The organism is Bacillus sp. L75 (assembly GCF_003676355.1).
In the GTDB taxonomy this organism is placed as follows: Bacteria; Bacillota; Bacilli; order Bacillales; family Bacillaceae; genus Bacillus; species Bacillus velezensis.
Genome location: NZ_ML064902.1, coordinates 408,914 through 422,184 on the forward strand (window position 1 = coordinate 408,914; position 13,271 = coordinate 422,184).

At 47.2% G+C, this 13,271-nt stretch carries 15 protein-coding genes and 1 riboswitch; all 15 genes read right to left on the minus strand.

Going from position 1 to position 13,271, the window contains the following annotated elements:
• Positions 1-76: 76 nt before the first annotated feature.
• The 15 genes from pyrR to sigG all read right to left on the minus strand — a co-directional run bounded on the left by pyrR (position 77) and on the right by sigG (position 13,256).
• On the minus strand, positions 77-622 hold the full coding sequence (gene pyrR / locus D5S11_RS05265; protein WP_003154392.1) for a bifunctional pyrimidine operon transcriptional regulator/uracil phosphoribosyltransferase: 546 nt from the start codon (positions 620-622) through the stop codon (positions 77-79).
• A gap of 190 nt (positions 623-812) precedes the next feature.
• A complete protein-coding gene (locus tag D5S11_RS05270) occupies positions 813-1,727 on the minus strand; it encodes an RluA family pseudouridine synthase (protein ID WP_020955794.1) in 915 nt (304 codons plus the stop codon).
• A gap of 1 nt (position 1,728) precedes the next feature.
• Positions 1,729-2,190: a signal peptidase II gene (gene lspA, locus D5S11_RS05275; protein ID WP_003154398.1), complete on the minus strand. Its 462-nt coding sequence runs from the start codon at positions 2,188-2,190 to the stop codon at positions 1,729-1,731.
• A 101-nt stretch (positions 2,191-2,291) separates the two neighbouring features.
• Positions 2,292-2,663, minus strand: coding sequence for a TraR/DksA family transcriptional regulator (locus D5S11_RS05280; RefSeq protein ID WP_108724981.1), 372 nt, complete (start codon positions 2,661-2,663; stop codon positions 2,292-2,294).
• 149 nt (positions 2,664-2,812) lie between these two features.
• Complete coding sequence (gene ileS / locus D5S11_RS05285; RefSeq protein ID WP_108724982.1) at positions 2,813-5,578, minus strand: isoleucine--tRNA ligase; 2,766 nt, start codon at positions 5,576-5,578, stop codon at positions 2,813-2,815.
• A 341-nt stretch (positions 5,579-5,919) separates the two neighbouring features.
• A complete protein-coding gene (divIVA, locus tag D5S11_RS05295; RefSeq protein WP_003154406.1) occupies positions 5,920-6,414 on the minus strand; it encodes a septum site-determining protein DivIVA in 495 nt (164 codons plus the stop codon).
• A 94-nt stretch (positions 6,415-6,508) separates the two neighbouring features.
• Positions 6,509-7,279: a YlmH family RNA-binding protein gene (locus tag D5S11_RS05300; RefSeq protein ID WP_007409722.1), complete on the minus strand. Its 771-nt coding sequence runs from the start codon at positions 7,277-7,279 to the stop codon at positions 6,509-6,511.
• A 61-nt stretch (positions 7,280-7,340) separates the two neighbouring features.
• Complete coding sequence (locus D5S11_RS05305; protein WP_003154408.1) at positions 7,341-7,619, minus strand: YggT family protein; 279 nt, start codon at positions 7,617-7,619, stop codon at positions 7,341-7,343.
• A gap of 6 nt (positions 7,620-7,625) precedes the next feature.
• A complete protein-coding gene (gene sepF / locus D5S11_RS05310; protein ID WP_007409719.1) occupies positions 7,626-8,084 on the minus strand; it encodes a cell division protein SepF in 459 nt (152 codons plus the stop codon).
• Complete coding sequence (locus tag D5S11_RS05315) at positions 8,081-8,773, minus strand: YggS family pyridoxal phosphate-dependent enzyme (RefSeq protein WP_007409718.1); 693 nt, start codon at positions 8,771-8,773, stop codon at positions 8,081-8,083. The genes sepF and D5S11_RS05315 overlap by 4 nt, the downstream gene beginning before the upstream one ends.
• Positions 8,774-8,777: 4 nt before the next feature.
• Positions 8,778-9,614, minus strand: coding sequence for a peptidoglycan editing factor PgeF (gene pgeF / locus D5S11_RS05320; protein ID WP_020953996.1), 837 nt, complete (start codon positions 9,612-9,614; stop codon positions 8,778-8,780).
• A gap of 154 nt (positions 9,615-9,768) precedes the next feature.
• On the minus strand, positions 9,769-10,020 hold the full coding sequence (locus D5S11_RS05325; RefSeq protein WP_003154415.1) for a YlmC/YmxH family sporulation protein: 252 nt from the start codon (positions 10,018-10,020) through the stop codon (positions 9,769-9,771).
• Between the two features lie 60 nt (positions 10,021-10,080).
• Positions 10,081-11,361 carry an acetylornithine deacetylase gene (locus D5S11_RS05330; RefSeq protein ID WP_047936413.1) on the minus strand — a complete coding sequence of 427 codons (1,281 nt, stop codon included), beginning with the start codon at positions 11,359-11,361 and terminating at the stop codon, positions 10,081-10,083.
• A 76-nt stretch (positions 11,362-11,437) separates the two neighbouring features.
• A riboswitch (TPP riboswitch) is annotated at positions 11,438-11,543 on the minus strand.
• Between the two features lie 4 nt (positions 11,544-11,547).
• On the minus strand, positions 11,548-12,345 hold the full coding sequence (locus D5S11_RS05335; protein WP_020955790.1) for an ABC transporter ATP-binding protein: 798 nt from the start codon (positions 12,343-12,345) through the stop codon (positions 11,548-11,550).
• Positions 12,346-12,473: 128 nt separating this feature from the next.
• Entirely contained in the window at positions 12,474-13,256 is a 783-nt protein-coding gene (sigG, locus tag D5S11_RS05340) for an RNA polymerase sporulation sigma factor SigG (protein WP_003154420.1), read from the minus strand.
• Positions 13,257-13,271 lie beyond the last annotated feature (15 nt).

Below are 13,271 nucleotides of genomic sequence, written 5' to 3' on the forward strand. Positions count from 1 at the left end.
GGCCGCGTCGATCCGCCCGGCTTTGTGTTTTAAAATCCTCTTTGCAAACTCTCTGGAATGCATTTAAAAAGGGTGATTATTCATTTTCGTAAATGGCGACCATATCAGTCTGATCAACTTCGCTCAGCTGAACCATTACTTTTTCAGCTTTTGAGGTCGGAATGTTTTTCCCGATATAGTCCGCTCTGATCGGCAGCTCCCGGTGCCCTCTGTCGACAAGCACGGCAAGCTGTATCGATGACGGCCGTCCGACATCAACGAGGGCATCCATCGCCGCTCTCACCGTCCGGCCGGTATAAAGCACATCATCAACCACAATGACCTTTTGGTCTGTAATATCGGCCGGAATGTCCGCGCCTTTTACAAGCGGCTCTTCATTGCTCGTTTTTTTCGTGAGGTCGTCACGGTAAAGGGTGATATCGATTTCCCCGACGGTGACCGGATTCCCTTCAATCTGTTCGATCCGCTCGGCCAGCCGCTTCGCTAAATAAATGCCTCTTGTTTTAATCCCTACAAGAATGCAGTCATTCATTCCTTTATTCCGTTCGATCATTTCATGGGCTATCCTTGTCAGCGCCCGCCTGATCGCCTGTTCGTCGAGAATAACAGCTTTTTGATTCACTCGTGACACCTCTCCATTCGTATATAAGAAGAAAAAACCCCTCCTGCCAGAGCATAGAGGGGTTCCTTTCCAGGACGAAGACACACACGTGTATCTCTTCTGTCCTATCCGTTATCCTTCTCAGCCTCTCTGGACTGTGTTAAAGAATCTATTCAGCTTGTTTTTATTATTTCAGAAAAGAAAGTCGCTGTCAATGGCTATTTCTTAAATCTTCAATGAGTTTTTTCATATCTTCAGGAAGGGGCGCTTCAAACTCCATGTATTCGCCCGTCCGCGGATGATCAAAACCTAATATTCCGGCATGAAGAGCCTGACCATTGAAATCAATGGTTTTTCTCGGTCCGTACTTCGGGTCGCCTGCCAAAGGAAACCCGATATATTTCATATGAACACGGATCTGATGCGTTCTTCCGGTCTCAAGACGGCACTCTACGAGCGTGAAATCTTGAAAACGCTCAAGCACGTGGAAATGCGTGACGGCGTTTTTGCTGCTTTCTCTTGTTACGGTCATGCTTTGACGGTCTTTTTTATCTCTACCGATCGGAGCGTCAATCGTTCCGTCATCATGTGAAATCACCCCGTGGACAACCGCTTTGTACTTTCTGGTCACGGTTTTATTGACGAGCTGATTAACGAGTGATTCATGCGCCATATCGTTTTTAGCGACCATTAACAGACCGGAAGTATCTTTATCAATCCGGTGGACGATTCCCGGGCGCATGACGCCGTTAATGCCGGAAAGGTCGTTGCAGTGAGCCATCAGTCCGTTTACAAGCGTCCCTGTCACATGGCCGGGCGCCGGGTGTACAACCATGCCCCGCGGTTTGTTCACAACCAAGACGTCCTGATCCTCATAGTAAATGTCCAAATCCATCGGCTCTGCAAGCACGTCCAATTCTTCCGGTTCAGGAATGGTGACGTTTACCTGATCGCCGGGCTGCATTTTGTAGTTCGCTTTTACGGATTTGCCGTTAACGGATACCAATCCCTCTTTTACCCATTGCTGCACTTGAGTGCGTGACCAGTTTTCTCCCGTTGAAGCCAAAAATTTATCAATCCGTTCGCTCTTTTGTTCAGGCTGAACGGTTATCTCAAATTGATTCATGTTATTGCTCCTTCTTTTTCCCGCTGTCAAACAGCATATGAATAAATAAAAGTATTACACCGACGCACAGTGAGGAGTCCGCGATATTAAAAATCGGATAGTGATAATCCACGATGATGACATGAATAAAATCCACCACTTCCTGGCGCGCCGCCCGGTCAATAAAGTTTCCGGCCGCACCGCCCAGCATTAAGCCGAGAGAAATTCCGAGTAACATCTGCCCTTTTGCATAACGCTGTATGTAATAAACGATTCCGATAATCACGGCGATGGTAATGACGTAGAAAAACCACATTTGGCCGGCTAAAATCCCCCACGCCGCTCCCGTGTTGCGATGAGATGTGATATAAAGCACCTGATCGATGACAGGTATGCTTTGTCCCAATTCCATATGGCTGACGACAAGCCATTTGGTCAATTGGTCGGCAATAATAATAAAAAGAGCGATAAGATAATAAAGCACACACGTTCCTCCAGTATACAGTTACTTTTATCCTTTATGAATTTTATCAGTAAAAGATGCCAGAGTAAAGGCAGATCATAAGCGCATGCAAACAGACGCTGTCACTCATACAGCGCCTGATCATATGCATAATCTCCGGGTTCCCAATATGGAAGGGTTTTCTTTTCAAATTGAGCGGGATAATAAAAATCATCAGCGGTTCTGGCCGTCGGCAGCACCGCAAGTTTTTCAATCGGAATGGGGGCGCCTGTTTTTTCACAATAACCGTACGTATTGTTTTCAAACTTAGACAGGGCAAGAAGAACGTCCTGAAGTTCTTCTTTTATATGATAGATCAGAGTTGCTTCTTGGTCGTTCATTGAAGGTTGAACAGATGCTGACATTTGAAAGCAAGAATATTCGAATAATCTTGATTGAAGTTCTTCTTTCATCATGAGAAGCTCCGTGTGGATTGCGGTCAGTTGATCATTCATTCATCACAACTCCTGCTCTTGATGTTATGGCTTTATTGTTGCCCCCAGAGCGTCATTTGAAGCCCATAAGATTTTTCCTGTCGTTCTAATCGATGACATTAGTGGCATGTAAAAAAGCGCCCGGCTGACACCGGGCGCTTTCTCATTCATTATTTTTGATAATATTTTTCAACGATTTCCGCATTGCGCAGTGATAATGTCGGATATTTCGGATTGGCTCCGACATCTTTAGAAATTACGCGGGAACGCTCACACATCTGGCCTTCCGCTTTTTCTACGGTCATTTTTCCTGTTGTGAAGCTTTGCGCGTTTTCCGGCGCTTCACTTTCGTCTTTTACTGTCAGTTCTGAGACGATAAACAGCTGCGCGATGTTTTCTTTAATGGATGACAAGAGGTCGCGGTTTTCTTTGTTCGGATACAAAGTCAGGCTCGCTTCCAATGATCTTCCGATAATTTTTTCGTTACGGGCTGTTTCCAAAGCTTTCAGCACGTCGTTTCGAAGCTCCATGAAGCGGTCGAATTTTTCTTCTGTCGCTTGACTGTCCGGAACAGCAATGGTTTCCGGCATATCTGTCAGCTGCACGCTCGCTTCTTCAACAAATGATAAGTGAGACCACATTTCATCCGCCGTGTGCGGGAGAATCGGCGCCGTCAGCTTCACTAACGCCAGCAGCGTTTCATAAAAGACGGTCTGCATGCTGCGGCGGTCCGGATGATCCGCATGCTCGATGTACACAACATCTTTTGCAAAATCAAGATAGAAGGAGCTGAGCTCGATCGTACAGAAATTGTGAATGCTGTGATAAACAACCGCAAATTCATATTCATCGTACGCTTTTTTCACCTTATCGATCAGCTTATTCAGCTTGATCAGCATATATTGATCCACTTCGCGGAGATCTTTTACATCAACGGCATTGACGCTTGGATTGAAATCGAACAGGTTGCCGTGAAGGAAGCGGAACGTGTTGCGGACTTTCCGGTATACTTCCGCGACCTGCTTCAGAATATCTTCAGAAACCGGGTGATCGGCCTGATAGTTTACGGAAGATACCCATAAACGCAGAATTTCAGCTCCAAGCTGTTTTGCGATTTTTGTCGGGTCAATCGTATTGCCGAGTGATTTACTCATTTTACGGCCGTTTGCATCAAGTGTAAATCCGTGGCTTAATACGCCTTTATACGGCGCTTTGCCGGTGACTGCAACAGCGGTGGAAAGAGATGAGTTAAACCAGCCGCGGTATTGGTCAGAGCCTTCAAGGTATAAATCAGCCGGACGGACAAGATCATCACGTTCTTCAAGAACAGCCTGATGGGAAGAACCTGAATCAAACCACACATCCATAATGTCTTGCTCTTTCGTGAAGATTCCGTTCGGGCTTCCCGGATGTGTAAATCCTTCCGGCAGAAGGTCTTTTGCCTCTCTTTCAAACCAGACGTTTGAGCCGTGCTGTTTGAACAGCTCAGACACGTGTTCAATCGTTTCGTCAGTGATGATCGGCTCACCGTTTTCTGCATAAAATACCGGGATCGGAACGCCCCAGACGCGCTGTCTTGAGATACACCAGTCACCGCGGTCGCGCACCATGTTGTAAAGGCGCTGTTCGCCCCACTCCGGCACCCACTTCGTTTGTTTGATGGCATCAAGCAGATCGGATCTGAAATCTTTAATTGACGCAAACCATTGCGCTGTCGCTCTGAAGATGGTCGGTTTTTTCGTTCTCCAGTCATGCGGATAGGAGTGTGTAATAAACTCGAGTTTCAAGAGCGCGCCGTTTTCTTCAAGCTTCTCCGTGATCGGTTTATTGGCTTTATCGTAAAACATTCCTTCAAAGCCCGGCGCTTCGTCGGTCATGTTTCCTTTTTCATCAACAGGGCACAGTACTTCTAAGCCGTACTTTTGGCCGACGATAAAGTCATCTTCCCCGTGGCCCGGGGCAGTATGAACACAGCCTGTTCCGGCATCGGTTGTGACGTGGTCACCGAGCATGACGAGTGAATCTCTGCCGTACAGCGGATGTTCTGCAGTGATGTATTCTAATTCTCTGCCTTTATATGATGCGACAACTTCAGGATTTTCAAAGCCGCATGCCTCCGCTACGTTTTCGATCAGTTCAGCAGCCACTACATAACGCTTGTCTCCAACCTTGATGACATTGTACTCAAGATCAGGATGAACGGAAATTCCGAGGTTGGCAGGCATCGTCCACGGCGTCGTCGTCCAGATGATGAAGCTTTCTCCGTTTTCCAGAACGCCTTTACCGTCTTTCACCTTAAACGCAACATAAATAGACGCGGAACGTTTGTCCTGATATTCAATTTCCGCTTCTGCTAAGGCAGATTCACTTGAAGGCGACCAGTTGACCGGCTTCAGACCTTTATAAATATAGCCTCTTTTCGCCATCTCGCCGAAAACGCGGATCTGCTGCGCTTCAAATTCAGGCTGAAGCGTGACATACGGGTTTTCCCAATCGCCTCTGACGCCGAGACGCTTGAATTGTTCGCGCTGTCTTTCGATCTGCTGCCATGCATAATCTTCGCAAAGCTTGCGGAAATCAGCGACGGACATTTCTTTCCGGTTTACTTTTTTGTTTTTCGTCAGCGCCGTTTCAATCGGCAGTCCGTGCGTATCCCAGCCCGGCACGTACGGTGCGTTGTAGCCGCTCATTGATTTATAGCGGACGATGAAGTCTTTCAGGATTTTGTTCAGGGCATGGCCCATGTGGATGTCTCCGTTTGCATAAGGAGGTCCGTCATGCAGTACGAATTTCGGGCGGTCTTTCGTCCGTTCTTGAACAAGACGGTAAATGTCCTGCTCCTCCCAGTCTTTTTGCATGTCCGGCTCACGATTCGGCAGATTTCCGCGCATCGGAAAATCTGTTTTCGGCATTAACAGCGTATCTTTGTAATCCATTTTCATTCCTCCACAACATTTTTCAGAAAATAAAAAAAGCCCTCTCATCCCATAAGGGACGAGAAAGCTTATCTCGCGGTACCACCCTTTTAGAAAAAACGGATCATCCGTCTTTTCCTCTCGAACATCGTAACGTGATGGAACGTCCTATCCTACTCTCGGTTCAGAAAGGAAACTAAAGGGCTGATCTGCATGATTCCGGCCATCCCGGGCTTTCACCTTCCCCGGGTCGCTTTATAGCCTGTTTTGAGTCATGCCGGTCCCTTTCAATCGTCTTTTCATCTGAATTTATGAACGTATTATATTCGAACGGGCCGGAGAATGTCAAGAAAATCAGAAAATTATTCTTTTTCCTCAAATACCGCGTCGACTTCGTATTCCAGCAGATGATCCCAATCATCGTTCTTCAGCAGATCGAGCTGCGCTTCAATCAGCATTTGGAAACGTGTTCTGAAGACTTTAGACTGTTTTTTCAGCTCTTCGATTTCCATTGCGATTTTTCTTGATTTGGAAAGCGACTCATTGATGATGCGATCAGCATTTTTTTCTGCTTCACGGACGATCAGCTTCGCTTCTTTCTGCGAGTTGCGCTTTACGTCTTCTGCGGCTTCCTGGGCTACGAGAATTGATTTATTCAGCGTTTCTTCGATATTGGCAAAGTGGCCGATTTTTTCGTCCAGCTCGTTCACTTTCGCCTCAAGCTCCGTTTTTTTACGGAGTGCGATTTCGTAATCTTTTCTGACCTGCATTAAAAATTCATTTACTTCATCTTCATCATATCCGCGAAAACCTTTTGTAAACGTTTTGTTATGGATATCATTCGGCGTTAATGGCATATTGCCACCTCCATTTTTACATTTCAGTACGGTTATCTAGTTCACATTATAAAACAAATACGGCACAGATGGAGAAAAAAACTGAAAAAACGACTCATTTTTGCCGTTCAAATGTAACTTTCCATTTGTCTTTTTTCGTTTTTCCGTCAACTTTTGCCAAACTGCATCGTCCGAAGCCGCGAATCGAGAGCATGTCCCCTTCAGCAACCTGATAAGACGGATCTTCAATGGCTTTCCAATTCACCTTAACGAGCCCGTTTTTCACAAGCGCCTGCGCTTTCTGCCGGGATTGCCTGCTCATTGAAGCGCAGACGGCGTCGAGACGCAATGAAGAAACCGTGTCATCCCTTATTTCGACATCTGAAGCGGGAATGTGAAGAGCGGAAAGCTCGATTTTCTCAAGCTTTACCGGCGCTTTGCCCGCCTTGGTCAGCTGAGTGCTGACAAAATCGGCGATTTCACCGGAGACGATCAGCTGCACGGCTTCCTCAGAGAAAATCAGATCGCCGTATTTCTGCCGCTTTAAGCCGATCCCCATTAATGATCCGAGAAGAGAGCGGTGGTCAATGCTGACGAATTTTTCAGCGTATTGAACGTCAAAAGCCCGAAGCTCAAAATCATCCTGTTCAGGTTCCATATATTCAGGGTATAAAATCGCGCGTTTGCGCTCAGCTCTGTCATATCCTCCGAAAAACGCAAGACCGCAGGCGTCGCCGATAACGGCTTTTACAATGACCTGTTCTCTGGGATCTAAGAAATCAGTCAGCTTCATCCGATACTGGTCCAGGACAATCTGTTTCCATTCAAGCGCCTGATCAATAAAAGGCCGCTCGTCTTGTCTGAAGTGCTGGTAAATATCGCTCATGTTCTTTCCTTTCTATGTAAAGAGGCTTGGCTGGTGCCAAGCCCATATCAAACTGTCGCATTCAAGTATACATTGCGATCATGCGGTATAGGCCCCAAAGTCCCGTCGTGGCAAACCGAAGCACGATAATCGCTACAATCGGGGATATATCCAGCATGGCAATGGGCGGAATGATCCTTCTGAACGGCTCTAAATACGGTTCGCAAATCGCTGCGAGAAACCGTCCGACCGCCGTTTCTCTCGTACTCGGCACCCATGACATAAAGATATAGATGATCAGGGCAAACGAGTAGATGTAAATTAAATAACTCAGAACGGAAAAAATTTGATAAAGAATCATCCTGCTTTACCACCTCTGATGTTCGTCTTCATTTATAAGCTCCGAAATCGTGCCGGAAACGTCGACATTATCAGGCGTGCACAGAAAAATATCTGAACCGATTCTCTGAATGTCGCCGCCGATGGCGTAGACGGTACCGCTTAAAAAGTCGACGATTCTTTTCGCCTGATCATGCTGGATGCGCTGCAGATTGACGACAACCGCCCGCCTGTTCTTTAAATGATCGGCGATTTCCTGCGCTTCCGCATATACACGCGGTTCACTCAACACCACTTTAGAGGATTTCTGAACACTTTGCAAGCTTACTACGTTCTGCTTGCCCTGCGGCTTCTGAGCGTAAGCAGGCTGTTTATCTTTCTGCTGTTCATGCTCTTCCGGATGATCCTGCTCCGTTTCAATGTATTCGTACTCGTACTCCTCCTCATCCATTGAGAAAAAGTTTTTCAGTTTATTTTTCATGCTCATTTGTTTACACCCCCCGGTTCATTTCCGACTAATGAAGAGCCGATTCTGATAAAAGTTGCGCCCTCTTCAACAGCGATTTCATAATCATTTGACATGCCCATTGACAGTTCCCGGCACGGTGCGTTTGTCTGATGCAGTTTTTGCACCTGATCCCTCAGATCACGCAATTGCCGGAAGCAGGCTCTGATCGTTTCTGTATCGTCTGTCAGGGGAGCCATCGTCATCAGGCCCTCTACAGAAATGTTTCTAAACTCAGAAAGCTCTCTGATAAAGGGGATGACCTCCTCTGTTTTCAAACCGTGCTTAGACGGCTCAAGCGAAGTATTCACCTGCACAAAACAGCGAACCGCATGCTGCGCCCGTTTTTCAATCTCTTTTGCCAATGACAGTCTGTCTAAGGAATGAATATAAGATACACGGTCAACGACGGCCTTCACCTTTCTGGACTGAAGACTGCCGATAAAGTGCCACTCCGGGCTGCCTTTGATGACTTCCTGCTTATGGATAAGCTCGGCATCCCGGTTTTCTCCCAGACTTGTAATACCGGCATCAACGGCCTCTTGAGCCCTTTCGGCTGATACGTATTTTGTAACCGCGATGACAGTAACATCTTCGGGGCTTCGGCCCGATCTGTTACATGCTTCGTTTATTCTTTCGTTTATATGTCGTAATTGATCAGCAACACGCAAGATCTTACGCCTCCTTCATTCCGATAAAGGACATCATGCGTCCCGTTTTCCCTTTGTCGCGGCGGTGTGAAAAGAATAGTTCACGCTCTCGTTCGGTGCATAAACCGCTGACTGAAATGTTTTCTTCCGGAATGCCGCAATGTATCAGAAGAAGACGGTTGACCTCTTTTAAATCAAGCTGATACTGGCCTTTTTCCGTTTCGCATATGGCGGATTCAGCCGTAAAAGGCAGCGCCCGCACTTCATTGATGACGCGGTCGTCGACTGTATAGCTTCCCGCGCTGATGGACGGACCGATGACAGCCTGAATATCTGTTAAACGGGAGCCTTCTTCGTTTACCCAGCGTTCCGTCATGATACGTCCGATTTGTTTGACCGTCCCCTTCCATCCGGCATGGGCAGCGCCGATAATGGATTTCACCGGGTCATAAAAATACAAGGGCACACAGTCCGCAAAACAAAGGGCCAAAAAAAGATTCGCATCTTTCGTGTAGAGCCCGTCCGTCCCGCGGAATGCGGAAGAATAGTCTCTCGCTCCTTTTCCTTTATCCCCGGCTGTCACGCGCCGGACGCGGTTTTCATGTGTCTGGTCGGCGAACACCCAGGAATCCAGATCAGTACCGCATAAGGACGCTATGACTTCACGGTTTGTCACAACATCATGAGCTTTGTCCCGGACGTGCAATCCGGTATTTAATGACTCATACGGAGGATTGCTGACACCGCCGTTTTTCGTTGTGAATCCGGCGATGACCTTTGTGTTAAGCTGATTCACACAGTTCCAGTCTTCTATCATGAGTGCCGAGGGGGTGGTAAGACTAAACGGGTGATATGTATTCATGGAGATCCAACCTTTCGACAAACATTAAAAAAGCGTAATTTCCCACTCATTTTAACACAATTTTAAGCATACGTTTAGCGGCTGATTGAAAAATGAGATAAATAAATGTGCCGGAAACATTGAGATTTCCGGCTTTTTACAAGTAAAGGGAGGATTACGCTCCCCCCTTTGGTTCGTTTACACGCACTAAGATGACATCTTCCCCAATTTTAACTATATTTCGCCAAGGAATGATCATTTCCTCTTCTTTTCCGAAAAAACCGAGAACTTTTCCGCTGCCGCCTAAAATAATCGCCTGAATTTTTCCCGTTGTCACGTTAATATCAATATCACCGATGCTTCCGAGTTTTTTTCCGTTCGACACGTTTACCACATCTTTTATTTGAAATTCAGATATGCTGATCATCCGTATCACGCCCTTTGCCCGTTCTTTTTCCTATTATATGAACGGCCGGGCTGAACCTTGTCACATCGGGCAATCTTTTTTGCGGCTGCACCAGCCGAGGATAAATCTCAGCATAATTTTCGTATAGTCCATAAGCTCATCAACGGACACTTCCTCGTTTACGGAGTGGGCGTTTTTTAAATCGCCGGGACCGTATATGACGCTCGGAATCCCGGCATGATAAAGCCACCCTCCGTCAGTTACGGTTTGGGAAACATCAATGACGGGCTCCTGTTTTCTGACGGCTGAGTGTGATGCAGCCAAGACAGAAACTGCCGGATGATCCGGGTCGATTTCCAGCGCCGGGAACACCTCTCCTCTGTCTTCAATCATCGAAGATCCGCCCCATTTGAACACCGGCCTGTTTTCTTTGAGCCACAGATCACTGTCAGCGACACGATTAATATAGTCTTCGATTTCTGCGGCTGCTTGTTCGTGCGTTTCGTTCGGATAAAAGTGGACGGTGATCCATAACCGGCATTCATCGGCGACAAACGCTGCGTGTCTTCCGCCTTCAATGACGGCAGGGTTGATCGTATTGGTGCCGGGCGCAAAACCGGGATAGCTTTTGGTTACCGCCCAGTGGCGCTCCAGCTCTCCCAAGGCAGTGATGATTTTCGCCATTTTTTCGATGGCGCTCGCTCCGAATGTGCCTCCGCCCGCATGAATCATATTGCGCCTCATGCCGTCATGAAATGTTTGTTTGCTTTTCAATTCTATCCAGCCGGTGATGACTCCGCCCTGCCCTTGAATATGCAGGCTGCTCGTATCCGCGACAACGGCAAAATCCGCGTGATAGCCGCGTTTGCAGCATTCCAGCGTCCCCGCCTCACCGACTTCTTCTCCGATTACAGACTGTACAATGAGGTCGCCCGGAAGCTTAATGCCGGCATCATGGATCAGCTTCAGAGAGAAAAGAACACACGCCAAACCCCCTTTCATATCAGCGGCGCCCCTTCCGATCAGCATGCCATCTTTTACGTGCGGCTGAAACGGGTCAGAGTGCCAGTCTTCGCCCCCGGCTTCTGCCACATCAATGTGTCCGTTTAAAATCAGGCTTTGATGCCTGCTTGAATCTGTCCCTTTTAAAACACCGACTACATTCGGATCTTCCGGATACACATCCCACATATCGACCGAGCAGCCCGTTTCTTTTAAAAATTCGGCCACCCACTTTTGGGCTTCTGCCGTATTTCTTGCTGGCGGGGCCGGAGTGGGAAAGGCTATCAATCTTTCAGCAATATGTATGAAGTCGTGCCGCCGTTTCTCCGCCTGGTGTAACAGCATATCAATCTGATGCATTGGAAATCTCCCCTTTGGCTGTATCAAAAAACCCATTTCATTCATGAAATGAAACGGGTAAAAAACGGATCTTCCTCCGCTTTTTTCACCGCTTCCCTCCGCCGGCATGATCCGGATCAGGTCCGTTAAGGGTTGAGACAAACGTCTCTCTCAGCCGCATGGCAGCACCCCCAGGGTGAATTTATGTTATTTTACAGATGATGCCCCTTTTGCACGTGTTAAAAGCGGGCGGCCATTGTTCCATAAGACATTGACAGGCATATCGAAAAACGCTGTAAGCCGCTCGTCAGAAAGCATGTCCCTGATTTTCCCGGAGGCGAACACCTCGCCCTGTTTTAAAAGCAGCGCCTGATCAAACACCGGCAGAATTTCTTCAGCGTGATGGGTGACATAAAGGATGGACGGCGCATTTTCTTTTTCGGCGATCGACGTAATCGTGTCCAGCAGCTGCTCCCTTGCCATAAAATCAAGACCCGTCACGGGTTCGTCCAAAATCAGCAGTTCCGGATCAGCCATAAGCGCCCGCGCAATCAGCGCTCTTTGTCTTTCCCCTTGTGATAATGTTTCATACCGTCTGTCGGCGTAACCGATGGCGCCCAAATCCTTCAGAAGTCCGATCGCTTTTTCCCTTACCTGCTCACTCGGAGTTGCGTACAGCCCGATTGAGGCGTACGCGCCGCTGAGGGCGATTTCAAAAGCGGAGTCCGCGGCATATAATTTGTGCTGAAGACCTGCCGAAACAAGACCGATTTTCCTTCTGAGCCTGTCACCGAGCTCTGTTTTGCCGAATTGATGGCCGAGCACCTGCATCTCTCCTGAAGTGGGGAAGTAATAAGAGCATAACATATTCAGCAAAGCCGTTTTTCCGGCTCCGTTTAATCCGTACAGCACCCAATTTTCGTTTTTCTCGACGCGCCAGTTGATATCTTTCAAAATCCATTTCCCGTTTCTTTTTAATGACACACTGTCCAGCTGTAAAATCATTGCAGTTTCCCCCGTTTACTTTGTTTAAATTTTCTAAAAACTTTTACACATTAGAATACATCACTTTTTTGCAAACGTAAACCATCGCATGAAAAAAGCCTTTAAACAAGGTTTAAAGGCTTTTTCCGTTATTGATGGATATTCTTATTCATTTGTTTAATGGCTGCCTTTTCAAGCCTTGAGACCTGAGCTTGGGATATGCCGATTTCTTCAGCGACTTCCATCTGGGTTTTCCCTTGGAAAAAGCGCTTTCGCAAAATCATTTTTTCCCGTTCGTTCAGTCTTCTCATGCCTTCTTTCAGAGCCAGCTCCTCAATCCATTGTGTATCCTTATTGCGCTCATCGCTGATCTGGTCCATCACGTAAATCGGATCGCCGCCGTCATTATAAATCGGCTCAAACAGTGAAACCGGATCCTGGATGGCGTCAAGGGCAAACACAATTTCTTCATGGGGCACTTCAAGAACTTTGGCGATTTCCTCTGCTGTCGGCTCCCTGCTTGTCTCACTGATTAACCGCTCTCTTACTTGAAGCGCTTTATATGCGATATCGCGAAGCGACCTCGAGACGCGGATCGGATTGTTATCCCGCAAATATCTGCGGATTTCTCCGATGATCATCGGTACAGCGTATGTTGAAAACTTAACATTATGGCTTAGGTCAAAATTATCAATGGATTTCATTAGTCCGATGCAGCCGACCTGAAATAAGTCATCAACATACTCTCCTCTGTTGTTAAACCTCTGAATGACGCTTAAGACAAGGCGCAGATTGCCGTTTACAAGCTTTTCCCTCGCTGAATCATCGCCCTCATCCTGTAATTGCCTAAACAGCTTTCTCATCTCTTCATTCTTGAGCACCGGTAATTTGGAGGTATCCACCCCGCAAATTTCGACTTTATTTCTTGACACGTTTTTCCCTCCCAC